General features: G+C 35.8%; 22 protein-coding genes. 12 read left to right on the forward strand and 10 right to left on the reverse strand.

Annotation, left to right across the window (positions count from 1 at the left end; all coding sequences use genetic code 11):
- Positions 1–30: 30 nt before the first annotated feature.
- From AAT17_RS05215 to AAT17_RS05225, 3 genes are read right to left on the reverse strand one after another with little or no spacing between them, the layout of a single operon-like run.
- Positions 31–756, reverse strand: a complete 726-nt coding sequence (locus AAT17_RS05215; protein WP_060523179.1) for a Na(+)-translocating NADH-quinone reductase subunit C — start codon at positions 754–756, stop codon at positions 31–33.
- 2 nt (positions 757–758) lie between these two features.
- Positions 759–1,934, reverse strand: a complete 1,176-nt coding sequence (locus AAT17_RS05220) for an NADH:ubiquinone reductase (Na(+)-transporting) subunit B (protein ID WP_060523180.1) — start codon at positions 1,932–1,934, stop codon at positions 759–761.
- Positions 1,935–1,937: 3 nt separating this feature from the next.
- Positions 1,938–3,278, reverse strand: coding sequence for a Na(+)-translocating NADH-quinone reductase subunit A (locus tag AAT17_RS05225; RefSeq protein ID WP_060523181.1), 1,341 nt, complete (start codon positions 3,276–3,278; stop codon positions 1,938–1,940).
- Between the two features lie 182 nt (positions 3,279–3,460).
- Here AAT17_RS05225 and AAT17_RS05230 point away from each other — a divergent pair, with 182 nt between their 5' ends.
- The 4 genes from AAT17_RS05230 (at position 3,461) to pruA (ending at position 8,078) form a co-directional block, all read left to right on the forward strand.
- Positions 3,461–4,720 (forward strand): DUF5103 domain-containing protein, encoded by a 1,260-nt coding sequence (locus tag AAT17_RS05230; RefSeq protein WP_060523182.1) that lies wholly within the window; start codon positions 3,461–3,463, stop codon positions 4,718–4,720.
- A 23-nt stretch (positions 4,721–4,743) separates the two neighbouring features.
- Positions 4,744–5,922, forward strand: a complete 1,179-nt coding sequence (locus tag AAT17_RS05235) for a DUF3667 domain-containing protein (protein WP_060523183.1) — start codon at positions 4,744–4,746, stop codon at positions 5,920–5,922.
- Positions 5,919–6,305, forward strand: coding sequence for a Co2+/Mg2+ efflux protein ApaG (apaG, locus tag AAT17_RS05240; protein ID WP_042275874.1), 387 nt, complete (start codon positions 5,919–5,921; stop codon positions 6,303–6,305). The genes AAT17_RS05235 and apaG overlap by 4 nt, the downstream gene beginning before the upstream one ends.
- Positions 6,306–6,449: 144 nt before the next feature.
- Positions 6,450–8,078: an L-glutamate gamma-semialdehyde dehydrogenase gene (pruA, locus tag AAT17_RS05245; RefSeq protein ID WP_060523184.1), complete on the forward strand. Its 1,629-nt coding sequence runs from the start codon at positions 6,450–6,452 to the stop codon at positions 8,076–8,078.
- Between the two features lie 69 nt (positions 8,079–8,147).
- Here pruA and AAT17_RS05250 read toward each other — a convergent pair whose 3' ends face one another.
- On the reverse strand, positions 8,148–9,179 hold the full coding sequence (locus tag AAT17_RS05250) for an Omp28-related outer membrane protein (RefSeq protein ID WP_060523185.1): 1,032 nt from the start codon (positions 9,177–9,179) through the stop codon (positions 8,148–8,150).
- Positions 9,180–9,342: 163 nt separating this feature from the next.
- On the opposite strand from AAT17_RS05250, the gene AAT17_RS05255 reads away from it, so the two are divergent.
- On the forward strand, positions 9,343–9,819 hold the full coding sequence (locus AAT17_RS05255; protein ID WP_060523186.1) for a TlpA disulfide reductase family protein: 477 nt from the start codon (positions 9,343–9,345) through the stop codon (positions 9,817–9,819).
- 21 nt (positions 9,820–9,840) lie between these two features.
- Positions 9,841–11,481: a DUF6029 family protein gene (locus AAT17_RS05260; protein ID WP_060523187.1), complete on the forward strand. Its 1,641-nt coding sequence runs from the start codon at positions 9,841–9,843 to the stop codon at positions 11,479–11,481.
- Between the two features lie 58 nt (positions 11,482–11,539).
- Here AAT17_RS05260 and rsmG read toward each other — a convergent pair whose 3' ends face one another.
- Complete coding sequence (gene rsmG / locus AAT17_RS05265; RefSeq protein ID WP_042275879.1) at positions 11,540–12,181, reverse strand: 16S rRNA (guanine(527)-N(7))-methyltransferase RsmG; 642 nt, start codon at positions 12,179–12,181, stop codon at positions 11,540–11,542.
- A 95-nt stretch (positions 12,182–12,276) separates the two neighbouring features.
- Here rsmG and AAT17_RS05270 point away from each other — a divergent pair, with 95 nt between their 5' ends.
- Positions 12,277–13,464, forward strand: coding sequence for a pyridoxal phosphate-dependent aminotransferase (locus AAT17_RS05270; RefSeq protein ID WP_060523188.1), 1,188 nt, complete (start codon positions 12,277–12,279; stop codon positions 13,462–13,464).
- Positions 13,465–13,509: 45 nt separating this feature from the next.
- Here AAT17_RS05270 and AAT17_RS05275 read toward each other — a convergent pair whose 3' ends face one another.
- Both AAT17_RS05275 and trkA read right to left on the reverse strand, forming a co-directional pair.
- Positions 13,510–15,006 carry a TrkH family potassium uptake protein gene (locus AAT17_RS05275; RefSeq protein ID WP_042275882.1) on the reverse strand — a complete coding sequence of 499 codons (1,497 nt, stop codon included), beginning with the start codon at positions 15,004–15,006 and terminating at the stop codon, positions 13,510–13,512.
- Positions 15,006–16,355 (reverse strand): Trk system potassium transporter TrkA, encoded by a 1,350-nt coding sequence (gene trkA / locus AAT17_RS05280; RefSeq protein ID WP_042275885.1) that lies wholly within the window; start codon positions 16,353–16,355, stop codon positions 15,006–15,008. Before trkA ends, AAT17_RS05275 begins: the two co-directional genes overlap by 1 nt.
- A 199-nt stretch (positions 16,356–16,554) precedes the next feature.
- Here trkA and ubiE point away from each other — a divergent pair, with 199 nt between their 5' ends.
- Together ubiE and AAT17_RS05290 are read left to right on the forward strand one after the other, a co-directional pair.
- A complete protein-coding gene (gene ubiE, locus AAT17_RS05285; RefSeq protein WP_042275886.1) occupies positions 16,555–17,289 on the forward strand; it encodes a bifunctional demethylmenaquinone methyltransferase/2-methoxy-6-polyprenyl-1,4-benzoquinol methylase UbiE in 735 nt (244 codons plus the stop codon).
- Position 17,290: 1 nt separating this feature from the next.
- Positions 17,291–17,992 (forward strand): porin family protein, encoded by a 702-nt coding sequence (locus AAT17_RS05290; protein ID WP_060523189.1) that lies wholly within the window; start codon positions 17,291–17,293, stop codon positions 17,990–17,992.
- Here the strand turns inward: AAT17_RS05290 and AAT17_RS05295 are convergent.
- A complete protein-coding gene (locus AAT17_RS05295; RefSeq protein WP_060523190.1) occupies positions 17,979–18,716 on the reverse strand; it encodes an RNA methyltransferase in 738 nt (245 codons plus the stop codon). The two genes, AAT17_RS05290 and AAT17_RS05295, sit on opposite strands and share 14 nt — an antisense overlap.
- Before the next feature lie 24 nt (positions 18,717–18,740).
- On the opposite strand from AAT17_RS05295, the gene AAT17_RS05300 reads away from it, so the two are divergent.
- The 3 genes from AAT17_RS05300 (at position 18,741) to accD (ending at position 23,428) form a co-directional block, all read left to right on the forward strand.
- A complete protein-coding gene (locus AAT17_RS05300) occupies positions 18,741–21,299 on the forward strand; it encodes a BamA/TamA family outer membrane protein (RefSeq protein ID WP_060523191.1) in 2,559 nt (852 codons plus the stop codon).
- 103 nt (positions 21,300–21,402) lie between these two features.
- Positions 21,403–22,470, forward strand: coding sequence for a class II fructose-bisphosphate aldolase (gene fbaA / locus AAT17_RS05305; protein ID WP_042275893.1), 1,068 nt, complete (start codon positions 21,403–21,405; stop codon positions 22,468–22,470).
- A 100-nt stretch (positions 22,471–22,570) separates the two neighbouring features.
- Complete coding sequence (gene accD, locus AAT17_RS05310; protein WP_042275894.1) at positions 22,571–23,428, forward strand: acetyl-CoA carboxylase, carboxyltransferase subunit beta; 858 nt, start codon at positions 22,571–22,573, stop codon at positions 23,426–23,428.
- Positions 23,429–23,502: 74 nt separating this feature from the next.
- Here the strand turns inward: accD and AAT17_RS05315 are convergent, their stop codons facing one another.
- Together AAT17_RS05315 and AAT17_RS05320 are read right to left on the reverse strand one after the other, a co-directional pair.
- Positions 23,503–25,092 (reverse strand): 4Fe-4S dicluster domain-containing protein, encoded by a 1,590-nt coding sequence (locus AAT17_RS05315; protein ID WP_060523192.1) that lies wholly within the window; start codon positions 25,090–25,092, stop codon positions 23,503–23,505.
- A gap of 4 nt (positions 25,093–25,096) precedes the next feature.
- Positions 25,097–26,389, reverse strand: coding sequence for an NAD(P)/FAD-dependent oxidoreductase (locus tag AAT17_RS05320; protein ID WP_060523193.1), 1,293 nt, complete (start codon positions 26,387–26,389; stop codon positions 25,097–25,099).
- Between the last annotated feature and the right edge of the window lie 240 nt (positions 26,390–26,629).

Here is a 26,629-nt window from a genome sequence, read left to right on the forward strand (position 1 = left end):
CGCGAAAGCGTAACAACAGTAAGCACCGGCTTACTTCATAGCCACTTTTATGTTAGTATTTTTCTCGAAATAAGGAAGGTAATTCTTAAGCCTTTCTGAAATCATATCAGTAACACCATCACCTGTAATGGTAGCTCCCGAAATGGCATCTACTGCGTTATCGTCCTTATTATCTCCACCTTGATAGCCTTTAGCAACGGATACACCTATAAAATTACCATCACCATCAAAGATTTTTTCTTCTTCAAATCTTTTACGGAACCATCCTTGTGTAATTTCGGCACCTAGACCAGGAGTTTCACCCTTGTGATCAAATACAGCACCTTTAATAGTATTCACATCATCTTTAAGAGCTATGTAACCCCATATTGCATCCCAAAGACCTTTACCTCTTAAAGGAACAACATAATATTTTGAACCTTCAACATCTGCCACGTAAAGTGGAAATGCTTGTTCTTCTACAGGTTTCTTAAGTTCTTTTTTAAGATCTACCTCAAAAGCATTTACGTCAGCCTTAGGAGTACCATCACTAGAAAGCGCAACCTGCTCTACAATATATTTATTAAACAAAACCTGAGCACTATCTCTAGAAGTCTCAATTCCTACTGTACCTAGGATGTTTTGCATTTTTTCTTCTTTCACGTTTTTTGCTTGTGCTGGCTGTAAACTAGTAGCTGCAAATGCTAGAGCACTAGCAACAACCGCTACAAGAGCAATAGCAAACAAAAAAGTATAAGCGTTTGAATTTCTATCCATGACTAAGCTGTTTGAAGATTAGCCTTAGCTTTTGCCAGGCGTTTTTTACGTTTACTCACATTTGCTTGAACCACGTAATGATCAATGGTTGGAGCAAACACATTCATTAATAAAATAGCAAGCATAATTCCTTCTGGATATGCTGGATTGAATACACGTATCATAACCCCAAAGAATCCACATAAGAAACCATAAATCCATTTACCTTTAAAAGTTTGAGCAGCACTCACAGGATCTGTTGCCATAAACACTAGTCCAAATGCCAATCCGCCAACTACTAAATGCATATACCAATCAAATGACATTAGAGCATTTGTACCAAAGGCATTAAAAATCAATCCCATTACAGCGGCACCAATAAATCCACTTAATATGATTCTCCAGCTTCCAACCTTAGTAAGGATTAAAATGGCAGCTCCTATTAAAATCATAAGAGTAGATGTCTCTGACACTGATCCTGGTATAAAGCCTATGAAAGCATCAGAAAAACTATAAGCCACTTCTTTACCTTCAGCTAGTGATCCTAAAATCGTTTCACCAGAAATAGAATCGGTACTACCTTCATGAACCCATATCTGATTACCTGACATGTATAATGGGTAAGCAAAGAACGCAAATGCACGCGCTGTTAATGCAGGGTTTAAGATATTCATACCTGTACCTCCAAAAGCTTCTTTACCTATAAGTACGGCAAAAGCAACCGATATAGCTAACATCCACAATGGAATATCTACCGGAAAAATCATTGGTATAAGTAAACCAGTTACTAGGTAACCTTCATTGACTTCATGACCACGATAAATCGCAAAAATAAATTCGATAGTCAATCCAACTATATAACTAACTGCAATAAGAGGAAACACTAATATTGCTCCTTCAGTTAATGCTTCCCAAAAAGGAACATCAGTCACACTACCAAGGTTTCTTTCTTGATATAAGTATTGAGCTCCTGCATTCCACATACCAAAAATTAAGGCTGGTATAAGCGCAATTACAACCGTAATCATAGTACGCTTAAGATCCACAACGTCACGTATGTGAGCACCTTTCTTTGTAGTGTGATTTGGGGTAAATAAGAAAGTATCAAATGCATTAATAGCAGGTGCATACTTCTCTAATTTCTGACCTGGTCCAAAAGGCTTTCTAGCCTGATCCAGTTTACGTCTAATCCATTTCATAGTTTATCCTACTTCTGTTATCATTAAGTCCAAACCGTTGCGTATTATTTCTTGCGCTTCAAGTTTGGAAGTATTAGTAAAATCAACAAGTGCAAAATCCTCTGGTGCAACCTCATAAATACCTAGATTTTCCATTTTTTCAATATCACCTGACATACAAGCCTTGATCAATTGCATTGGATAAATATCCATAGGCATTACATCTTCCATTTCACCGGTAACAACTAGAGCACGTTCCTCACCGTTAAGGTTTGTGTCTACTTTTCTTTTTCCACCTAACAACCAAGATAAAGAAGTTCCTGCATTTGAAGGTACTTTGTTACGTGTAAATGGCAACCAACCCATAAACGCATACTCATTTCCTTCAGGAATTAAAGTAAGTGTGTTATGATAATAGTTAATAAATTGTCCGTTCTCTAACTTATCACCAGTAAGAACATCTCCAGATATGATTCTCGTATTTTCGGTATCTACGTTCCCACCTGTAAGGCTATCAACTTGCGCTCCTAGAATAGTTCTGTAATACTTTCTAGAATCCTTATCAGCATCAGTACCCACAAGAGCCACAGTACGTTGTGCAGAGAATACTCCAGTGGTAAAAACATCTCCAATAGTAGCTACATCTTCAAAACCAACTGTCCACACGCGCTCACCAGCATTAACTGGTAGCACCTTATGGATTTGCACACCTACGTTACCTGCCGGATGCTTACCTTTCACTTTATAAACGGTAGCATCTTTAACAGTGGCAATAGGCGAGTTTTTACCTACACCAATATAAACTGGAGCTATTTTGCTAAGTGCAGTTACACCATTTTGAAAAGCTTCTTTCTTATCTGCAAGTATTACATCTGCATCACCGGCAAGTGGCGCAGTCGTGTAAGCCGAAATAAAAATTGCTTTTGGTGTATCTTCTGGACTTGCAACAATGCTGTAAGGACGCTGGATGATAAACGGCCAACAACCGCTTTCAAGTAAAATCTCACGCACCTGTTCTGCACTGGCTTGTGAAGGATTCACAACATCATGTTTAACTACATCATTACTTCCGTTAGGAGTAATTTGAACTTCTAGAATTCTGCGTTTTGCACCACGTAAAATTTTAGTCAATGTTCCAGAAACTGGTGACACAAATTTTACCTTTTCATCATACTTTGAATAAAAGATGACCTCTCCAGCTTTAACTGAAGCACCTTCCTTAAGCACCATTTTTGGTACTACCGCATGAAAATCAGCAGGTTTTATTGCATAAACAGAAGACTTTGAAGCATCTAAGATCGCATTATCTGCTTCTCCTTTGAGCTTTAGATCAAGCCCTTTTCTTACTCTAATGTCTTTTGACATAGGACGTTATTTTAGTCTTATTTTTAAGGTCAGCAAATTTAAGGATAAAAGGTCTTTTTTAACTCTAACTTATTTATTTAGAAAGGTTCTAAATTGTTGTTTAAGTAAGTTTTTGGCACTGCTTTCGCGAAAGCGTAATAAAAACAGCATCATACCTTATATTTATCCCATATTTGACCATTATGAAGTCGTATTTATTGTTATTCTTTACAGTTTTTTTCAATGCTTTTTTCTTGCAATCACAAGAGATGAATGAACTTGTTAATGATCCAGATTACATAAAAACTGTTGTATTTAATGTTCCTGCCGAAAATATGCTACCTATTTTTAATATGGGTGATACCATCAAACTAGAATTTGATGACATTATAGGTGACGAAGCAGACTATTATTATCAATTTGAACACTACGACCACGACTGGAAATCTAGTAGATTGTTTAAAAATGAATTTCTAGAAGGTATCGATGATATGCGTATCTTCAATTATCGCAATTCCTTTACCACATTACAACCTTATTCGCACTATACGTTAACAATACCTAATCAATTTACACAAGGTTTCAAGGTGAGTGGCAACTACATGATTCATATCTACAATGATGATAGGGAACTTGTTTTTTCAAGGAAATTTATGATCGTAGAGGATATAGCTCAAGTAGGTGTTGCCGTGAGAAGAGCTCGAGACTTAAATTACGTTAATACCCAACAACGAGTTGAGTTTAACATAGATAGTAAAGAAGTAAATTTTATAAATCCTAATGAGCAATTAAAGGTCACTGTAATTCAAAACTTGGACTTAACAAATACGATTGATCAACTTAAGCCACAATTTAATTTAGGAAACAAACAAGTATATCGATATGACGAGAAATCAAGCTTTTGGGCCGGTAATGAATATCTGAATTTTGAAAATAGAGATTTTAGAGCACCTAATGTAAATATCGATTACGTCATTAAAAAAGATCTCTATGAGGCTTTTCTATTTGTAGATTTACCCAGAAAAAACAGAGACTACACTTTTTTCCCTGATATCAATGGTGGATTCAAAGTAACTACAATTGATAATGAAGACAATGCTGTACAAGCAGAGTATGTGAAGATCCACTTTAGCTTAGACACAAAAGATATAGAAATACCTAGAGGATCTACCCTGCACGTTATGGGTAATTATAATGGATTTCAAGTGAGTGATGAAAACATGATGATTCCTAGTGAGAACGGTAGTTCTTACAGCACCACACTGACTTTGAAACAAGGGTTTTACAATTATAAATATGCAGTTGTCCATCCTGATGGCCGCATAGATTACGGATTCATAGCAGGGAATAATTGGCAAACAGAGAACGAGTATACTGTCTTGGCATATTTTAGAGAGATAGGTGGCCGTTATGATAGGTTAATAGGAAAAGGGTCTGCGAATAGCAGAAACATTACAAATTAAATCATTAAGCCACATTTGATTTTATGAAACCTACCAACCGATCACTTATAAAATATAGAGGTCAAGAATGTTTGAACTGCGGCACTCCGCTTGAAAATATTGACAAGTATTGTCACCAGTGTGGTCAATTAAATACCACGAAACGTCTTGCGCTTAAAGATTTCTTTCAAGAGTTTTTCTCCAATGTATTTTCATATGATTCTAGATTGTGGCGCACTATTAAACATCTTTTATTCAAACCAGGGCACGTTACTAAAGAATACTGCGCAGGCAAGAGAATATCCTATGCAAATCCTTTTAGGTTTTTCCTATCTGTTACCATCGTATTTTTCTTGCTCGTACAACTTTTAATACTAGCAAGCTCATATGTTGATAAAGATCAATCTAATCAAGATCCACTTAAATTCACTGTAAAACAAGAGGATCAAAACCCATTCAATATAGAAATTGATAGCAATATTGTAAACAAACAAGACTTAATTAATAAAATCAAAAAATCTAGGGACAGCCTGTCTAGCTCACGTAACATGATTGAGAATTTTGCAATAGACCAATCTATAAAAGCGCTTGAAAAGGATTCTACTAAAATCAAACTGAATAAGGAATATACTACTCAATCAAAACTAGATAGTATAAATTACTTTTCAGGCTTCTTTAAACAAATGGACGATTACTCTCATTATTCTAAAAAACATCCCGAAGCAAGTGCTGTAAGTGCATTGACAGCACTTGAACATAGAACCGATGCTTTCAATATTAAACGCTATAACAACTCTAGAAAATTTGAAAATATTTCTGACAGTCCATTAGAAATACTAGGTGTCATAATCCCAAAAATTCCAATATTTCTATTCTTTTTTGCACCATTTATTAGTCTGTTTTTTTGGTTAATTTATGCACGAGGACCGTGGAATTATATGGAACATATGGTTTTCAATTTTCATTTACTCACATTTGTGTTTTTATGCCTTTACCTAGTACTATTAGAAACCTTAATTTTTAATACAAGTATCGTTTCCAGTATCCTTTTCTTGCTGATTGGTCCCTTTTATCTATATAAGTCGTTACGCAAGTTTTATGGACAAAGTAGAATTAAAACAATTGTAAAATTTGTTCTTATCAATTTTGCATTTTTCTCTCTACTTAGTATCGCCAGTAGCTTATTTTTAATCTTTAGTATCTTTGCATCAGTAGATTTATGATACAACAAGTCACTAGAGGTATAAAAATTTCTGTTCAAACGAGTTTTGAAGGTACATTTTATAAGAATTATAAAATGCACTACGCCTTTGGTTACAAAATCACCATTGAAAATCAAGGTAAGGACAGTGTACAATTAACCTATAGACATTGGCGCATTAAAGATAGTCTATCAAAAACAGAACATGTAGATGGTGAAGGCGTGATAGGAAAAAAACCCGTTCTTAAACCAGGAGAAAGACACAGTTATCAAAGCGGCTGTTTACTAACCTCACCATTCGGTAATATGAGCGGTCATTACACCATGGTAAATTTTACCACTACGAAACAGTTTAATGTAGTCATTCCTACCTTTAAACTTAGCGCTCCATTTGCGTTAAACTAGTCTAGTGCTTATTACGCTTTCGCGAAAGCGAGATTACACACAATCAACTTTCCATTCATTCACATTAATTTATAATCAGGCTTTTATTCAAGCCTGAATAAAGTTGTATTTTCACACCATAATTAAAAGTATAAATTTCACAACATGGGAAAAGGATTTTTCAACGTACCAGTTGCAGTTAATGAACCAATAAAAGGCTATGAACCAGGCTCTAAAGAAAGAGAAGAAGTTCTAGCTGCATATAGCGAATTGTTTAACGCCAATACAGAAATACCATTATTTATCAATGGTAAAGAAATAAAAACTGGCACGACAGGAACTGTACGACCACCACATGATCACCAGCATAGTGCAGGTACTTACCACATTGCAGGCAAGGATGAAGTACAGCAAGCTATTGCGGCAGCACTTGAAGCGCGCAAAGAATGGTCACAAATGAGCTGGGAAAACCGCGCTGGGATCTTCCTAAAAGCAGCAGAACTAATTGCAGGACCTTATCGTGCAAAGATTAATGCTGCCACCATGATCAATCAATCAAAAACGATTTATCAAGCAGAAATTGATAGCGCTTGTGAATTAATAGACTTTTTGAGATTCAATGTAGAATACATGACAGAGATCTACTCTGAGCAGCCTGAGTCAACAAGCGGTGCATGGAATCGTTTAGAATACCGACCGTTAGAAGGTTTTGTTTACTGTGTAACTCCTTTCAACTTTACCGCAATTGCTGGTAATTTACCAGCGAGTGCTGCCCTTATGGGTAATGTTACTGTATGGAAACCTAGCGATCATCAAATGTTAAGTGCAAAAGTTGTTATGGACGTGTTTAGAGAAGCAGGTGTTCCAGATGGAGTAATAAATATGGTAAATGCAGATCCAGTTATGATGACTGAAGAAGTGCTTGCTCATCCAGACTTTGCCGGAATACACTTTACAGGATCAACAGGAGTATTCAAAAGCATTTGGGGACAAATAGGTGCCAATATTAACACTTATAAAACCTACCCTAGAATTGTTGGTGAAACAGGTGGAAAAGACTTTATTGTTGCACATAAAAGTGCTATACCTCAACAAGTAGCTACGGCTATATCAAGAGGTGCCTTTGAATTTCAAGGTCAAAAGTGTAGCGCTGCATCAAGGGCTTATATTCCACAAAGCATGTGGCCAGAGGTTGAAAAATTAGTACGTCAGGACTGTGACAGTTTTAAAATGGGTAGTCCTGAAGACATGAGTAATTTCATTACAGCAGTTATACACGAAGGCTCATTTGACAGGATAACTTCTTACATAGACCAAGCTAAAAAAGATTCAAATGCCAAAGTAATAATTGGTGGTAACTATGATAAATCAAAAGGATATTTTATTGACCCTACGGTTATTGTAACAACTGATCCAAAATACCCAACTATGGAAACAGAGTTGTTTGGACCAGTAATCACAGTGTATGTATATGAAGATGAAGATTTTGAAGCTACTCTTAAGTTAGTTGATAGCACAAGTGAATACGCTCTTACAGGAGCTGTTTTTTCACAGGATAGATATGCACTAGGTACAGCCGTAAAAGCATTAGAAAACTGTGCAGGAAACTTTTATCTAAACGATAAACCTACTGGTGCTGTTGTAGGTCAACAACCATTTGGTGGAGCTAGAGCCTCTGGAACCAACGACAAAGCAGGTTCAAAATTAAATCTTTTGCGATGGGTTTCTCCTAGAATGATTAAAGAAACATTTGTAAGTCCTGTGGATTACAGATACCCTTTCTTGGGCGAATAGTTATAAAATTAGATATAAAAAAAGCCGATTCAATTTTATTGAATCGGCTTTTTTTGTGTTGAGATTTAATTAATCAAAGTCAACATTAGTACCAACTTGCGCCTTTTGCACATTTACTACTTTACCCGAAGCGTCTACGACAAACGCAACAATCTCCATATCATTTTGATTTGCAACTCCTGCCACACTAGATGTAAGCGTAACAGAATACTCATTTCCTCCAGCCTGTTGATCTGCTGGTATAGGATCTCCAAAAACATCAGTAAGATTCTTTGATAAAACATGATCATGAACAAACCCTTGAATAGGATCTACTCCTCCATAATTATTTGTGTAATTACTTTGGTTAGCTATGATTCCATTTTCTAAAGCATAAACAACAAGATATAATCCAGATTCGTCTAGATCAAATCCTACCTTTACTGTTGCGGAAAGTAGATTATTACTGATCGAAGAATTAATCGCTAGACCAACTGACTGTACTCTATTTAAATAAACATTTGGCTGTGTTAAGTTCATTGAACTTCCTGATGTTGAACTCCATGTTTGATCTCTATTAAGTATTCCAGTCGGAAAACCGTTTACCCCAAATTGTTGTCTCATTTGACCTTCCAATGGAAAGGCCATGGAATCACCATTATGAATCGCAACAGCAATAACATTAGGGTTCGATCCTGTTAAATCTTCAATCCCTTGAGAGATTCTAGGGCACCATCCACACCAAGCACCGGTATAATCCTCTATTAACATTTTTGTGGAGTACGAAGGTACAATTACCTCAACATCAAGGTTATTAGTACTAGCACCATCATATTCGGCAGTAACTACCTTTGATCCGACAGTTGATAACAAAGCAGAATTACCATTGATAGGAGTTCCATCCAAGGAAATCGTGGATTGAGAAGTTACATTAGTACTTCCGTTCATTACTGTGAAAGTCACGACTGTATTTTCATATACTCTAGTCTTATTTGCAGATAGCACTAATTCACCATTGCCATTACCATTGCCTCCTCCATCATCTGTAGATTCTGATGAACACGAGGTCAAGGTTACCGCAACTAAAAGCAAGAAGATTTTTAAAAAGTTAGCTGTTTTCATAATTAAAGTTGTTTTAACGATTATTTAAGAATAACCAAATATAAAAACAATGTTTTAAAAACCTAATACATTGATTTTTAATAATGAAAAGTTTTAACTAAAAAGCAGTTTGGCACATTATTTATTAAAGAACTGTTATAATTGCATTTCAAAACTTAATTATATGAAAAAACTTATTCTATTAGCTTTATTGATATTTTCATCAATAAGCTATTCTCAAACCGAACTTCCAGAAATCATTCTTAAGGATCTCAATGGCAAAAAAGTAACTCTCTCTGAGCTCAGTAAGGATAAACCAGTAGTATTTTCATTTTGGGCAACATGGTGTACTCCTTGCATGAAAGAGCTAGATGCTATTAAATTAGATTATAACGAGCTGCAGAAAGAGATCGGATTTGAACTATATGCTATAGCAACTGACGACGCTAGATCTAAACCAAGGGTAAAAACAGAAGTAGATGGTAGAGCATGGCCCTATACCGTTTTGTTAGATAAGAAAAATGAAATTATCAGGTATCTAGGCAATCCTAACATTCCTCTTACCTTAATCGTAAAGGACAATAAAATTGTATACCGCCACTCTAGCTTCACACCTGGAGCTGAGGAAGAACTTTATGAAGAGTACAAAAAACACATATAAAATTCAATCCAACACTGATTTATGAAAAATTATCTGCTATTAGCAGCACTTTTAATCGCTTTTAATATAAAAGCACAAGATGGAACATTTTCTGGTGGTTTGGAATCTAATTCCCAATGGTATCAAGATGATGACGGGATACTTAATGGTGTAGCTCCTCAAGATCAATTTCGTTCAAACAACTATCTCAAGCTTCAATATACTCAAGGTAAATTTACTGTCGGCGCTCAATATGAATTGTATCAACCTTCTCCTTTATTAGGTTACTTTGAAGGATTTGAAGGAAATGGAATCGCAACCTACTTTGCGACTTTTAAACATAAGGATCTGGAAATCACAGCTGGTAATTTCTATGATCAATTTGGTAGCGGATTAATATTTAGAACCTGGGAAGATCACACCTTAGGTATCGATAATTCGATAAGAGGGATAAGAGTTAACTATGCTTTTAATGATTATCTTGAAGCTACAGGATTCATTGGAAATCAAAGAACTGGCTTTGAGTTATCTGAAGGTACTGTACAAGGTATTAATTCAGAGTTTGATTTAGGAGAACTATTAGATACGGAAACTGGAATTAATATAGGTGCTAGCTATGTAGGACGATATCAAGTGAACACATCTGCAGATCCAAATTTCCCATCGACCGTCAATGCATATAGTATGAGAGGAGATCTTTACTTTGACAAATTTAACTTACAAGCAGAGTATGTTTACAAGGAACCAGATGCAGTTATTGTTGGTGGCACACCTTTATTAGGTAACTACTTTGACGGGCGTGCGTTATTACTAAATTTAGGATACTCTATTCCAGGTTTAGGAATAAATACAACTTTAAGAGCTACCGAAAATATGGGCTTTTTCTCTGACAGAGAACAAGCAGGTAACCCTTTTTTAAATCAAACTATCAATTTTGTACCAGGATACACTAAGCAAAGCAGTTACCTGGTACGCAATATCTATGTATACAATCCACAAGTATTCTTAAATCCAGATGAAGAAGAAGCCGGAGAAATTGGAGGACAGTTAGACGTAGTTCATACAGCAAAACCTGGTTCTCTATTCGGATTTAAATATGGAACTACTTACTCTTTAAACTACTCAAATTGGGCAGGTTTAGATTCATCATTTGACGTACCGAACAATGATTATGATGCAAGTTTGTTTTCTAGAGGTAAGAAATACTTTGAAGAGTTTAGCTTTCAATTAAACACCAAATTTAGCAAAGCGCTTTCTGCGAAGTTTACAGCCGCTCAAACTTATTACAACGCTAAAAATATTGAAGGTGGAAATTTACTAGATGGACAGTCAGAACTTAATGGTACTGCATTTGTAGCAGATCTTCTCTACGATTTAGGAAAGGGAAGATCAGTTAGATTTGACGCCCAACATTTATCTGCAGATGCTGATAGAGGTAACTGGGCAGCAGCAACATTGGAATACGCTTTTAACACGTCACTTTCTCTTTATGTGGCCGACTTGTACAACTATGACGACACCGAGATTCACTACTATTCAGTTGGCGGTTCTTATACCAAAGGCCGTACGAGAATAGCCCTTAATTATGGTAGACAGCGTGGTGGACTGATTTGTGTAGGTGGTGTTTGTAGGTTTGTTCCAGAAAATACTGGCCTTACACTTAATCTCACGACTAATTTTTAATCTGAGATTTTAAACATAAAAAAACCTGCATAAAGCAGGTTTTTTTATGTTATATACTTTACAAAGGTAGATGAACCACTTTTTTAGTTTCAAAAAATTCATCTTCAAAAACCTCATCAAGATTATACTGGTAAGCATTTGGAAATGGTTTCAGTTCCTTGGTTAAGTCTCCACCTTTTAAATATAAAATTCCATTCTCAATGCTGTGATAACTATCCTTTCTAATTTTGTTACGAGTCCATTTAACAAAATCTGGCATGTTTGTTACAGCACGACTTACAACAAAGTCAAACCTTCCCTTCACTTTTTCTGCTCTTCCATGTTCAGTAGTCACATTTTGTAAACCCAAAGCCTCTACTACCGCGTTAACAACCTTTATCTTTTTTCCTATCGCATCTATAAGATGAAATTTAGTTTTTGGAAACATAATCGCAAGCGGTATTCCAGGAAAGCCTCCGCCAGTTCCTACATCAAGTACCCTTGTTCCTCCTGGTGTATTAGGTAAGCTTTCGCGAAAGCGTACTACAGAAACAATCCCTAAACTGTGTAAAACATGCCTCGTGTAGAGCTCGTCTATATCTTTACGCGAAATTACATTAATCTGACTGTTCCATTCCTTATAAAGGGATTCTAGCGCCTGAAATTGAGAAAACTGTTCATCAGTTATGTGGGGAAAATAATCTTTTATGATTTGTGCCAAGGTGTAAAATTTTTGTACAAAAATAGAACATTATCTTAGCCTGTTAGGTATATTCTTATCACCTTGGTTATTTTTGTATTTAAACATCACTACTAATGAAAGAGCATCTATCTAACAGGATCAACAACTTACCTACAAGTGCAACTCTCGCAATGGCTGCAAAAGCTAGAGAATTAAGAGAACAAGGGAAAGACATAATAGGATTAAGCCTAGGTGAACCTGATTTTAATACACCAGATTTTGTTAAAGATGCTGCTATCCAGGCAATCAATGAAAATTATAACAGCTACACACCTGTCGATGGATATACTGAATTAAAGGATGCTGTAATAGAAAAGTTTAAAAGGGATAATAATCTTACGTATAACCGTGATCAAATTGTAGTCTCTACTGGAGCAAAACAATCTATTGCAAATGTAGCAATGGTCTTGCTCAATGAAGGTGATGAATGTATTCTACCTGCACCTTACTGGGTAAGTTATGCGGCAATCGTGCAACTAGCAGAAGGAGTCCCGGTAGAGGTAAGAGCTGGAGTAGAACAAAATTTCAAAATAACTCCTCAACAATTAAAAGATGCTATAACACCTAAAACTAAAATGGTTTTGTTTTCATCGCCAAATAATCCTAGTGGTGCCGTTTACAGTAAGGAAGAGCTAGAAGGTCTCGCTGGTGTATTAAAAGACTACCCTGATATTATCGTGGTGAGTGATGAAATTTACGAACATATTAATTACACAGGAACCTACACTAGCATGGCCGAGATTGATGGAATGTATGAAAGAACTGTTGTGGTGAATGGTGTTTCAAAAGCTTTTGCGATGACTGGCTGGAGAATTGGTTATATAGGCGCTCCTTCCTGGATCGCTAGAGCGTGTAATAAAATGCAAGGCCAAATCACTAGCGGCGCAAATTGTATCGCACAACGTGCTGTAATTACTGCATTAAAAGCTCCAGTGAGCAAAATACAGTACATGATAGATGCATTTTCTAAACGCAGAGATCTAGTTCTCAGTTTACTTTCTGAAATAGAAGGTTTTGTAACTGACACTCCAGATGGTGCGTTTTACGTATTCCCAGACGTAAGTTCATTTTTTGGAAAGACTATTAAAGGTCATGTGATAAAAGATGCTACAGATTTTTCTTTAATGATTCTGGAGGAAGCAAATGTAGCAACAGTCTCTGGCGACGCATTTGGAGCTCCTAACTGTATTAGAATATCCTATGCTGCAAGTGAAGATCAAATTAAAGAAGCTTTACAAAGAATAAAGACTGTACTTTCTTAATCTAGAAAGTACAGTCTTTTCAATTATATGGTAAGCAAATCTTAATTATCTATTACGCCAAAAGAACGGCGTGAAGAGGATAAGTACTGTAAATAATTCTAACCTTCCGATAAGCATAAGGAAGCTACACCACCACTTTCCTAAGTCTGGTAAACCTGCAAAATTATCTACAGGAGAGAGATCACCAAAAGCAGGCCCAACGTTACCCAAACTACTAAGCGCTCCTCCAATAGCTGTATCAAAATCAAGCCCTAATGCAGCAAGTACTACTGCTCCTATTATAAAGGACAGCATGTAAAGAATAAAAAAACCTAGAACGCTAAATACATTATTGCTAGGAACCGCTCTTCCGTTATAGCGAACAGGAATTATAGCACTAGGATGCAAGGTCCTTTTAAATTCCATAATACCATTCCTTATCAAGATGATGTGTCTAACTACTTTTACTCCACCTGATGTAGATCCTGCACTACCGCCGAGGAAGAAGAGACCAAAGAACATTATGGTTAAAAATGGAGTCCAAAGCGTATAATCTGCAGTCACAAATCCAGTAGTGGTCATCACTGCCAAAACTTGAAAAACCGCATGCCTTAAAGAGCCTTCTGCTCTTCCTGCAACTAATGGGTGAGAAATTGTTGAGGCAGTTAAATCTGCTTGATAATAAATAAGAACAGCAGAAATTAATGTAAATAATAAAACAAATCCTGCGTACCATTTAAATTCAGTGTCCTTTAAAATCCTACTGAATCTTCCCTTGAAAGCAAAATAACTAAGTACAAAATTAGTTCCTGCAATAAACATGAAAACAATGATGATCCACTGTACCGCTGGATTATCATTCCAATACGCCATACTAGCATTTTTTGTAGAGAATCCACCTGTAGATAAAGTACTTAAAGCATGGTTAATAGCATCGAACCAATTCATTCCTGCTATTCTAAGTAATATTGTTTCAATTCCTGTAAAACCTACATAAATAAGCCATAATCTTTTTGCTGTGTCGGTGATTCTTGGATGTAATTTATCAGCACTTGGACCAGGTGCTTCTGCTGCAAATAACTGCATACCACCAATTCCTAATAAAGGTAAAATAGCAACCGCTAGTACAATAATACCCATTCCACCAATCCAATGTGTGAGACTACGCCAGAATAAAACACCTTTTGGCATTATTTCTATATCATTCATTATGCTAGCACCAGTAGTAGTAAATCCACTCATTGTTTCAAAAAAAGCGTCGGTATAATTATCCAAAGCACCTGAAAAAACATAAGGCATAGTTCCCGCAAAAGCCATAATTAACCATCCTAATGAAACAATTAAATAGCCTTCTTTTTTATGTAAAACACGTTGATGTTTACGAGTTAGATACATAGAAATAGCACCTAAAATTATAGCTACTACTCCAGCCATTAGTATATCAATGCCTTCTGGCTCTTTATAAATAGCACTTACAGCAGCACTCAAAAACATAAAACCACCGTTAAACAATAACAGTAGTCCCATGATGTAAATAATTATTTTGTAATTAAGTCTAGTCATTACAAGAATAATTTTTCAACCTTAGAAATGGATCTAGGTAGACAGCATACCACTACTCTATCACCTGCTTCAATTTTGAAATTCCCTAGAGCAATATTTCCGATCCCATTTCTTATTACACCACCAACGATTGCACTTCTAGGCAAACCTGCTTCAACTAGGTTTTTATTGCAGATGTCACTGTCTGGTTTTACGATAAATTCCAGCAGCTCGGCATTCATGTTGTTCAGCTTGGTCATCGCAACCACTTCACCTTTTCTCACATATCTAAAGATATTGTTTGCTGCAAGTAACTTCTTATTAATTAAGGTATCAATTCCTATACTATGAGATAATTGAAAATAATCCATATTCTCAACAAGTGCTATTGTCTTATTAACACTTTTACTTTTAGCCATTAAGCTAGAAATAATGTTTGTCTCACTATTACCAGTTACAGAGATAAAAGCATCCATTTCATGTATACTCTCTTCTTGAAGTAGTTCAACATTCCTTCCATCTCCATTAAGAACAAGAACATCTGGCAACTGATCTGCTAGGTCAAAGGCCTTGGCTGGATTTATTTCTATTAACTTAACATTTATTCCTGCTTTTGAAAGTTTTTCGGCACTTTGAATTCCTATTTTACTTCCTCCTAAAATCATTAAGTTCTTTACAGTATGTTTGGTTTTACCCGAAAGTTTGTAAAGCTCTTCGACACCATCTGGAGTGGTAATAAAATAAACCTGATCTCCTTCTTTAAACTTAGTATCACCACGAGGTATCAAAGTGTATTGTGTACCAAATCTTTGAATCGCAATTGGCATGAAATGAACTTCAGGAAATATTTCACCAGCTTGTTGTACTGTTTTTCCAACCATTTGAGCATTTCTAGGAAGGTTTACACCTACCATAGTCAATGCCCCATTCTCAAATTCATAAGAATCATTGAACGCACTTTGATTGAGTAATAATTCAATTTCTTTACTAGCTAAACTTTCAGGACTGATTAATTCATCAATACCAAAATTTTTAAAACCTAAATTGTCTTGATGTTCTAAAAACTCGGTATTAGAAATTCTGGCTATGGTACGTTTTGCTCCTAATTGTTTAGCAAGAACAGATATAGTAATATTAGTAGTTTCACTCGCTGTCACAGCTATAACAAGATCTGCAGCATCAATTTTGGCATCTTGAAGAATTTTGATAGATGTTGCATCACCTCTTAAGGTTCTTATATCTAGATGTGAGTCTGCATGATATAGATTCTCCTTAACAGGATCGATAAGTGTAATATCCTGTGATTCAAAGGACAGCAACTTAGCAAGATGAAAACCTACCTCACCTGCACCTGCAATAATGATTTTCATAAAAACAATGTTCTATACCTCAAAGATAGGAGAATGCAAGGAATAAGTCTCATAAATAACCATAATTAAGAGCCTGCTTAGGAATAAAAACTATTGTTACCAAAAACAAAAGTTTACATCTTGCTTAACAGTTAATCCTAATAATCATAACAATAAGCTCTTTTATACCTATTATCTTTGCATAATAAATCTGTATCAATTGGCAAACGAAGTTAAACCATACAAAAACAATCAGACCGGTAAAAAACAACAAGTCACAAAAATGTTTGACAACATTAGTGGTGAGTACGACGGTTTGAATAGAGTTATCTCTTTAGGATTAGATCAAAAATGGAGAGATAATGTTGTAGATCTTGTAGCTCAATCAAAACCAGATGTAATAATGGACATCGCTACAGGGACTGGTGATCTGGTTATTAAAATGGCTCAAAAGACCAATGCTACTAAATTAATAGGACTGGATATCTCTAGTGGTATGCTAGAAATAGGAAAAATTAAGGTTAGTAAAGAAGAACTAGATGACCGTATTGAGATGGTACTTGGAGATTCAGAAAACCTAAAGTATGATGATAATTCAATTGATGCAATTACCGTAAGTTACGGCGTTAGAAACTTTGAAGATTTAGAGAAAGGGTTATCAGAAATACTAAGGGTTTTAAAACCTGGTGGTATTCTTGTTGTTCTAGAAACCAGTGTACCTACCAAATTTCCTTTTAAGCAAGGGTACTATTTATATTCTAATTTAATTGTTCCTACTTTAGGAAAGCTTTTTTCTAAAGATAAAACTGCATATGGATATCTTTCTAAAAGCGCCGCACAATTTCCACATGGGGAAGCTTTCAACAATATTTTAAAGAAAGTTGGGTTTAATGAAGTAGACAATTATTTACAATTTTACGGTGCTTCCACCATTTATAAAGCTACAAAAGGATAATATGAGAATATTCATTATCACTATAGTGCTATTATTGAGCGCTCAACTATCTAATGCTCAACTTTTTTCTAAAGAAAAAATTTTAAATAGAGAAAATTTTGACAAACAACGATACACTTGGGGTTACTATTTAGGCTTTAACTCTTATGATTATAAATTTGATTATAATGAATTAACCGAGGAAATTAATACCGAAACAAGTGTTGGTTTCAATGTCGGTCTTGTAGGTGATGTCAGACTAAATGACTATTTCAATTTAAGACTTGAACCTGGGATTGTTTTTGTAAATAGAACTCTTACTTTTCCAGATCCATCTTTAATGACGCCTGCTCAACAGGAGCGAGAGGTAGTATCTACTTACATCAACGTACCCTTATTACTCAAATTTTCGACAAAAAGAAAAAACAATTGGAAACCCTTTGTCGTAGGTGGCTTTTCATGGTCTTCAAACTTATCCAGTAACGAAGAAAATCCTGATGATAATTCTGCTGGACAGTTTAGACAGATGACTAATGTATTTAACTATGAAATAGGAATTGGTGTTGACCTGTACCTATTCTACTTTAAATTCTCTCCATCTATACGAGGTGTATTTGCTATGACGGACGAATTGGTTCCAGACATGGATGTAAACAGTCCATGGACAGGAAATATTTCGAGTATGCAGTCTAGAGGTATTTTTATCAATTTTACTTTCCAGTAAAAGACAAACTCTTTTTCCAGTGAGCCGTAATTATAGCGGTTGCGATAGCTACGTTTAAACTTTCAGTTGCACCATGTGTACTATGAGATGGGATACTAACTGGCGTTCCTAATTGCTTAATCGAATCACTTACACCATGAGACTCGCTACCCATAACTATGGCAGCGTTTTCAGGGATTGAGGTAGAATATAACGACTCACCATCCATATGAGCAATATATACAGATCGTTGTGTTTCACTTAGGAATTCTTTAATATCCCTATAATACACTTGTACTCTTGCAATAGATGACATCGTTGCTTGGATACATTTTGGATTAAATAAATCAACAGTATCACGAGAACAAACTATATGAGAAACGCCATACCAATCTGCTAGTCTTATTATAGTGCCTAGGTTCCCTGGATCCTTAACACCATCCAGCACTATTATACCACCATCATGTGGAATAGTAGATTGCTTAGGTATTTCAAAAACGGCTAAATATCCAGGTGGCGTTGTTAAGTTTGAAATTGTCTTCATCTCCTTTTCTGTAACAACCGTAAGCTCTAGATGATCAAGCTTGTGATTTCCAGAAGTTACAAAAACACTCTTGCAATCAAGACCAGATTGGTATAACTCTTGAATAGACTTATAGCCTTCAACTACAAACAATCCATGAGTATCTCTTCCTTTTTTACGAGAAAGTGATTTTATGAGTTTTATATAGTTTCTAGTAAGCAATTATTAATACTTTTGATTTTTAGAATGACAAAGAAACGATTTACTCTACATATAGCAGCCATATGCACTCTATTATTACTTATCGTTTCTTGTAATGCGGTAAAAAGAGTGCCGCAAAACAAAAATCTACTTGTTAAAAATAGAATTTTAGTTGACAGTCTAGCGCCAGATGATCCTAGAGTAAAAACTTTACCAGCACTACAACCTAATACAAAACTACCACTTATAGGTTACCCACTACGATTACACATTTATAATTTAGCAAGACCCAACAAAGACTCTCTTGTCGCTGCCTGGAAGAATAGCCATTCTGGTACTGATGAGTTTTTGGAAAATACGCTTTCGCGAAAGCAAACTAACAAACTATACAATTCATTAATCGATTTCAATAAGTGGTTAAAACGTACTGGAGAATCACCGGCAATTATAGACAAAGAGCTCGTTACAAAATCTGAAGAGCGTTTAAAAGCCTGGTACTGGAATCAAGGATATTTTAACACAGAGGTTTCTCATGAAATCATAGAAAAGTCCAGAAAAAAAAGAGCCGAAATTTTATATAAAGTTGAGCGCAATCAACCTTATATAATTGACTCAATTAAATCCAAAATAGAATCAACAGCTATAGATTCATTATATCAAATTACAAAAGGTAAAAGTTTTGTTGTAGCTGGAGAACAATATCTATCCCAAAATTTTACTGACGAACGTGATAGACTAAATACTTACTTTAGAAACCATGGAGCCTATCACATGGAAAAAGAATATATAAAATTTGAAGGCGACACTGTTAATACCGATCATAAAGCAAACATCACGCTTATTATAAAAGACAGAGAAGAACAATTAGGCGATTCTACCTATACAACCCCATTTAGAGTTCATAAAATAAGTAAGGTAAATATTATTCCAGACTATACAAATGAGCTAGATAGTATTCCAGCAGATACCACTAGGTATGAAGATTACAATATCATTAGATATGGGAAACGTAAATACCGCAGTAATACATTAACTGACGCTGTATTCTTTCATGAAGGCGATATATATCGCGATCTGGATCGAGATCGAACTTATAAGCGCATTACTGAGCTACAGAGTTTTTTGTATCCGCAAATACGCTATGTTTCAGACCCTGCAGATTCAACTGGCCGTGATCTGATAGCCAATGTTCTTCTTACCTCAAAGAAAAAATTTAATGTAAAAATCGCACCAGAGGCTACACACAGCAACATTCAAACACTAGGTATTGGTTTAAACACTTCGTTACTCATACGTAACTTATTTAAAGGAAGTGAGTTGCTAGATATTTCCTTTAGAGGAAATATAGGAGCAAGTTCAAATGCAGCAACAGGAGATTCTAGATTTTTTGATCTACAAGAATTTGGTGCTGATGCACGATTATCATTCCCTAGGTTATTTGTACCCTTTGAAACAGATGGTTTCATTCCTAAGTACATGTCACCATCTACCGATTTTACCATTGGATTTACCAGTCAAACTAACATCGGTCTAGACAAACAAAGTTTACAAGGTGCATTAAGGTATAATTGGCAGCAAACGCCAGTAAAAAGTACCATTTTTGAATTGGTGAATGCCCAATATGTACGCAATTTAGATCCAGGCAACTTTTTTAATGTTTATCGCAGCAGCTATGGTAGTTTAAATGATATTGCAAATGATTTAAGCCTGAGCAGTCCTACCTATGTAAATGATGAAGGCGACCTAATTGTACCTGATGGAACTTCTCAATTTATTCAAGATGGATTAAATGGCACTTTATCTACAACTGCAGAACAGCAGCAAATAATACGTAATATTAGAGAAAGAAGACAACGTTTATCTCAAAACAACCTTATAATAAGTTCTAGCTACAACTGGATTCGTAATAATAGGCAAGGAATCTATGATGATGATTTCTCACGAATAAGCGTTAGAGTAGAACTCGCAGGAAATGTCCTTGCTGGAATTTCAGATTTAGTTGGAGTTGAAGAAAACAGCAATGGACAAAAGGAGGTTTTTGGGGTTGAGTTTTCACAGTATGTAAAAACAGAGTTTGATTATGTAAAACACTGGCAGTATTACAACGGTCATGTGTTGGCGATAAGAACCTTTGCTGGTATTGCAATACCTTATGGAAACTCGGATAACATTCCATTCATAAGATCTTTCTTTGCAGGTGGTCCCAACGACAACCGTGCTTGGCAAGCTTATGAATTAGGTCCAGGAAGAACTGGTGGAATTAACGATTTCAATGAAGCCAATATGAAAATTGCTTTAAATGCAGAATATCGATTTCCTATTACCGGTGCGTTTAAAGGTGCAGTTTTTGCCGACATCGGTAACATATGGAATGTGCTAGATAGTGAGGACGATCCAGATGCTATATTCAATGATTTTTCTGACCTAGGTGCTCTTGCAATAGGTACTGGTGTAGGATTACGTTATGACTTTGGATTTTTCGTAATGAGATTAGATGCTGGTTTTAAAACTTACAATCCTGCTGCCGATCCAGGTGAAAGATGGTTCAAAGAAATGAAATTTAATCGTGCTGTTCTGAACGTAGGGATTAATTACCCATTCTAAAACGTTGTAGGACATTAAATTGCAAATAGTTGACACACTCATTGGTATATTAAGGATAGCTGCTTATAATTACCTATTTTTGTTCACTTAAGAATTGAAACACATGAGTCACAACATAAAACCAGGAGTTGCTACTGGCGACCAAGTTCAAGAAATTTTTAACCATGCTAAAGCCAACGGATATGCCTTACCAGCAGTAAACGTTGTAGGGTCAAATTCTGTAAATGCCGTTTTGGAAACTGCTGCAGAATTGAATTCGCCTGTCATCATACAGTATTCAAATGGTGGAGCTCAATTCAATGCTGGTAAAGGTCTAAGTAATGAGAACCAGCGTGCAGCCGTATTAGGTAGTATAGCAGGTGCTCAACATGTTCATCAATTGGCCGAAGCTTACGGCGCTACAGTTATCCTTCATACTGACCATTGTGCAAAAAATCTATTACCTTGGATCGACGGACTATTAGATGCTAGTGAGGCTCGCTTTCGCGAAAGCGGAAAAAGTCTATTCTCTTCTCACATGATTGACCTAAGTGAGGAACCTCTAGAAGAAAACATAGAAATATGTAAAAGGTATCTAGAGCGCATGGAGAAAATGAACATGACACTAGAAATCGAATTAGGAATTACCGGCGGTGAAGAAGATGGAGTAGATAATAGCGATGTGGATGAGTCAAAACTATATACCCAACCGGAAGAAGTTGCTTATGCTTATGAAGAATTAAGCAAGGTTAGTAATCGTTTTACGATTGCTGCTGCTTTTGGAAACGTTCACGGTGTATACAAACCGGGTAACGTAAAACTTACTCCAAAAATCCTTAAAAATTCTCAAGAGTACATCTCAAACAAATATGGAGTAGAAAACAATCATATAGATTTTGTTTTCCATGGTGGTTCTGGATCTACATTAGAGGAAATAAGAGAAGCAATAGGATATGGTGTAATTAAAATGAATATTGACACCGATTTACAATGGGCTTTTGCCACAGGTATCAAAGGGTATATGGATACTAACAATGATTACCTGCTGTCACAAATAGGAAATCCAACTGGAGCCGATGCGCCTAACAAAAAGTATTATGACCCACGTAAATGGTTGCGTGTAGGTGAAGATTCTTTCAAAGCGAGATTAAAACAAGCTTTTGAAGACTTAAATAATATAAACACTCTTTAATCTGACTTTTTGAGGATTAATAGATAACACTAAACTAAAAAACGGTAGTTTTGAGAAGAGAATACTTCTCACCTTACAACCCTAAAATCATAACTTAATTATGGCTTGGTTTAAAAGAGATAAAAAAGGTATAACCACACCTACTGAGGCTAAAAAAGACACACCTAAAGGATTGTGGTACAAGTCACCTACTGGAAAAATAGTAGATGCAGAACAACTTAAAAACAACTTCTACGTAAGTCCAGAGGATGGATATCATGTACGTGTAGGAAGTAAAGAATATTTTGAAATCATGTTTGACAACAATGAATTCAAAGAACTTAATCCAGATATTCTTTCTAAAGATCCTCTAAATTTTGAGGATACTAAAAAGTACACTGACAGACTAGAAGCAGCTAAGAAAAAGACAGGTCTTAATGATGCTGTGCGTACTGCTGTTGGTAAATCAAATGGACATGACCTTGTGATTGCTTGTATGGACTTTTCTTTCATCGGTGGTTCAATGGGTAGTGTCGTAGGTGAAAAAATAGCTCGTGCTGCAGACTATTCGTTAAAGAACAATATTCCATTTATGATCATTTCAAAATCTGGTGGTGCTCGTATGATGGAAGCTGCTTTATCCCTAATGCAACTTGCAAAAACAAGTGCAAAACTTGCTCAACTTGCTGAGGCTGGTATACCATACATCTCATTGTGTACAGACCCAACGACCGGTGGTACAACCGCTTCATTTGCAATGCTAGGTGATATCAACATTGCAGAGCCTGGTGCACTTATCGGTTTTGCTGGCCCTAGAGTTGTTCGTGACACGACAGGTAAAGAACTTCCTGAAGGTTTTCAAACAGCCGAGTTTGTTTTAGAAAAAGGATTTCTAGACTTTATCGTTCCTAGAAGTGAATTGAAGAAAAAAGTTAATCTATATCTAGGATTAATTTTAAATAGAGCAATAGCTATTTAAGGTTTCAACCTCATCTTATCATAAAAAAAACGTTCTAGTTGATTCTAGAACGTTTTTTTATTTAAACAGGTTTTCTAATTACCTTTATTTTTTAGCAGGTCCATTAAGTCTACATCCTGTCCTAACAGCACATCCTTTGGATTTATACGTCCTTCTAATGGGCCATTCTCTAGTTTAAGAACACCACGTGGACATACAGCACTACAAACTCCACAGCCTACACAACTTGCTCTTACTATGTTCTCACCTTTTTGCGCATAGGCACGAACATCAATTCCCATTTCACAGTATGTAGAACAATTACCACATGAGATACATTGACCTCCATTTGTAGTGATTCTGAATTTAGAAAACAATCGCTGCTGTAAACCTAAAATTGCTGCCATCGGACAACCGAATCTACACCATACCCTACTTCCCATAATTGGATAAAAACCTGTTCCTACAACTCCGCTAAAAATAGAACCAATTAAAAATCCATACGTAGATCTTACTTCATGGGATTTGAAGAAAAACAAAGAATCGGTTTGAGAAAAGAAATGCATTGCTATAAAAGACAGTATAATCACAAGAAAACCAACTGCTCCAAATTTTGCATCTTTTTTTAATTCTTCTCTTCTAAATATCCATACAAACGCAAGCAACAGCGTCAAGAAAACTGCTACTCCTATTAAAAAGGTTGAGGCGCTTAACCAATATTTTGAGCCATCACCTAAATAAGAATGTATCACTCCGGTCGTGCTTATAACCGCAAAAACCAAAACCGTGTGAACCAACCAACGTTCTACTTTCCAAGCCTTTCTTGATTTATCCGATAGTTGTCTGAATGCATCACCAGCGGTTTCTGCAAGTCCACCGCAACCGCAAACCCAACTGCAGTACCATCGTTTACCGTATTTATAAGTTAAAATAGGAGTAATTACAAAAATGGAAGCAATTCCCCATAACAGCAAGGTAAGACCTACACTACCATTTGCCAGCAATCCGTTTACATTCCATTGATCAAACAGATAATAATTAAGTGGCCAAACATTTTTGAGATCATAGTACGGCAAGTCACCGTTTAATCCAGCCATTATTTCAGGTATTAAAAATGCAAATGCTGTTTGAAAAAACATAACGCTATAGGTGCGTAAACGTTCATACCTATTGTGACGGTATTTCATCAAAAACTTTATCCCAAAAGATATTATAGCTATAGTATATAGAACACCATAAACAAACCATTGACTTGCAGGTTGACCCTTTAACAAATAAGACAATGGATCAAACAATCCAATTAGCCCTGTATTTGCTGCCCCATCTGAACCTTGTCCTAAATATTGAGGATAGAAATAAAGGACTATATAAAAACCACATAAGCCTACCGCAGATAACCATCCTAATAAACCACGACTTGATATAGATTTAAACCAGACTCCATTATTTTTAATTCCTGGCTGCGTGTTTTTATATTGAGAACGGGCAAACCAGATTATCCCACCTGCAATCATTGAAAGACTAATGGTAAGCCATAGAGCTTTATTAGGAAAAGTGATATTGAATATTGATAATACCAGTATTCCCAAACCAAACAAACCAATCGCAGATCCTACTTTTTGACCAGTGTTCAATGCTTTAGGCGGCTCACCTGTTAAAGCCATATTACGTTGATACGTACTCATAATATTAGTTTGTTAATAGATTAGTAAATTGACTTTTTATATCGTGATAAGGTTCTTTAAAAAACTCTGGATTAAAGCAAGCATCCCTTAAGTTATGAACAACGTGATCTATAGTTTGTTCTTCATTAAGCCACTTATCAAAAACCTCATGACGCATGCGTATATTAAACGTATTAATACCGATGAATTTACGTGAGGCTATTTCATACTCAATAGTTATCATACTACGTCCATCATTACCATTCCATGTAAAATGATCATTTCCTTCCTTAGGGTTGTTCCATACCCAACCATAGGTTTGGTATTCAATCTCAAAAAATTTAGCACTATTAAACCAGTGACCAGGATTCCATTTTACTGGATTTCCACAAATGTTTTGAGCTACTACCTCACCCATCATTCTTCCTGTATACCATACAGCCTCAACCGCTTTACGTTCACCAACAGGTTCTCGCTGTTCTGCACAATCTCCTATGGCATATATATTTGAAAAATTGGTTTGAAGATTACGATTAACCATGATACCACGATTATATTCAATACCGCTTTCTTTTAAAAATTCAATTTGCGGTCTTACTCCGGCACATAATCCTACAAGGTTGCAAGGAATTTCCTCACCCTTTTTTGTAATCACAGCTCTTACATGACCATTATCATCCGATAAAATCTCTTTGAGCTCTTCTTCTTCACGCAAGTCTATATGGTGCTCTTTTATATGATTAGAAATCATTGTAGCGTTAGGCAGCGGTAACACACCTCTCCAAAATCCTTTTTCCCTAACTAAAAAAGTTACTGGTATTTCACGAGTGTGTAGCATTTCTGCAAGCTCTACTCCTATTAAACCACCACCGATAATTACTGCTCGCTTACAAATTTTATTATTTGGTGCTGTTTGTTCTAATTGTAATAAGTCTTGTTTACTTACTAAGCCTTGAACACCTTTTAAATCTTGTCCTGGCCAGCCAAATTTGTTAGGGATACTACCCGTAGCAAGAATCAACTTGTCGTAGGCTAAGTGACTACCATCCTCAAACTCTATCTTATTCTCATCAGGAAGTATTTTGTTGACATAGGCATTCATTAATTCAATCCGATTCTCTTTCCAAAACCAATTTTCATAAGGTTGTGTGTGCTCAAACTTCATGTGTCCCATATAAACATACATAAGTGCTGTACGAGAGAAAAAGTAATCAGTTTCGGCCGAGATAATTGTAATGCGCTTATTCGAGTTTTTTCTAATATGTCTAGCTGCAGTAACACCTGCAATCCCATTACCTATTATAATAATATGTTCCATAGATGGCGATTGTGTTTACAAAGTACGATTAATTACGCTTTCGCGAAAGCGTAAACTATTCCCACCACATTACACATATTTCCTATTTAATGCTTAATGAACCCTTGTATTTTTCAATCTATCAATAAAAGCAACTAAAAAGGAACGATTTATGTACCTTTAATTTTTCGTACAACTTAGTTAATGAATAAAGTCGCTACATATAAAAGTTTATTAAACTTTCTGATAATAGGTTGTTCT

The sequence above is a fragment of the Nonlabens sp. MIC269 genome (genome assembly GCF_001430865.1).
Classification (GTDB): Bacteria; Bacteroidota; Bacteroidia; order Flavobacteriales; family Flavobacteriaceae; genus Nonlabens; species Nonlabens tegetincola.

What these genes read in the sequence shown, in the direction of transcription:
- AAT17_RS05215 (WP_060523179.1), bottom strand. Translation starts at nt 756, where the DNA reads ATGGATAGAAATTCAAACGCTTATACTTTTTTGTTTGCTATTGCTCTT.
- AAT17_RS05220 (WP_060523180.1), bottom strand. Translation starts at nt 1,934, where the DNA reads ATGAAATGGATTAGACGTAAACTGGATCAGGCTAGAAAGCCTTTTGGA.
- AAT17_RS05225 (WP_060523181.1), bottom strand. Translation starts at nt 3,278, where the DNA reads ATGTCAAAAGACATTAGAGTAAGAAAAGGGCTTGATCTAAAGCTCAAA.
- AAT17_RS05230 (WP_060523182.1), top strand. Translation starts at nt 3,461, where the DNA reads ATGAAGTCGTATTTATTGTTATTCTTTACAGTTTTTTTCAATGCTTTT.
- AAT17_RS05235 (WP_060523183.1), top strand. Translation starts at nt 4,744, where the DNA reads ATGAAACCTACCAACCGATCACTTATAAAATATAGAGGTCAAGAATGT.
- apaG (WP_042275874.1), top strand. Translation starts at nt 5,919, where the DNA reads ATGATACAACAAGTCACTAGAGGTATAAAAATTTCTGTTCAAACGAGT.
- pruA (WP_060523184.1), top strand. Translation starts at nt 6,450, where the DNA reads ATGGGAAAAGGATTTTTCAACGTACCAGTTGCAGTTAATGAACCAATA.
- AAT17_RS05250 (WP_060523185.1), bottom strand. Translation starts at nt 9,179, where the DNA reads ATGAAAACAGCTAACTTTTTAAAAATCTTCTTGCTTTTAGTTGCGGTA.
- AAT17_RS05255 (WP_060523186.1), top strand. Translation starts at nt 9,343, where the DNA reads ATGAAAAAACTTATTCTATTAGCTTTATTGATATTTTCATCAATAAGC.
- AAT17_RS05260 (WP_060523187.1), top strand. Translation starts at nt 9,841, where the DNA reads ATGAAAAATTATCTGCTATTAGCAGCACTTTTAATCGCTTTTAATATA.
- AAT17_RS05270 (WP_060523188.1), top strand. Translation starts at nt 12,277, where the DNA reads ATGAAAGAGCATCTATCTAACAGGATCAACAACTTACCTACAAGTGCA.
- AAT17_RS05275 (WP_042275882.1), bottom strand. Translation starts at nt 15,006, where the DNA reads ATGACTAGACTTAATTACAAAATAATTATTTACATCATGGGACTACTG.
- trkA (WP_042275885.1), bottom strand. Translation starts at nt 16,355, where the DNA reads ATGAAAATCATTATTGCAGGTGCAGGTGAGGTAGGTTTTCATCTTGCT.
- AAT17_RS05290 (WP_060523189.1), top strand. Translation starts at nt 17,291, where the DNA reads ATGAGAATATTCATTATCACTATAGTGCTATTATTGAGCGCTCAACTA.
- AAT17_RS05300 (WP_060523191.1), top strand. Translation starts at nt 18,741, where the DNA reads ATGACAAAGAAACGATTTACTCTACATATAGCAGCCATATGCACTCTA.
- fbaA (WP_042275893.1), top strand. Translation starts at nt 21,403, where the DNA reads ATGAGTCACAACATAAAACCAGGAGTTGCTACTGGCGACCAAGTTCAA.
- accD (WP_042275894.1), top strand. Translation starts at nt 22,571, where the DNA reads ATGGCTTGGTTTAAAAGAGATAAAAAAGGTATAACCACACCTACTGAG.
- AAT17_RS05315 (WP_060523192.1), bottom strand. Translation starts at nt 25,092, where the DNA reads ATGAGTACGTATCAACGTAATATGGCTTTAACAGGTGAGCCGCCTAAA.
- AAT17_RS05320 (WP_060523193.1), bottom strand. Translation starts at nt 26,389, where the DNA reads ATGGAACATATTATTATAATAGGTAATGGGATTGCAGGTGTTACTGCA.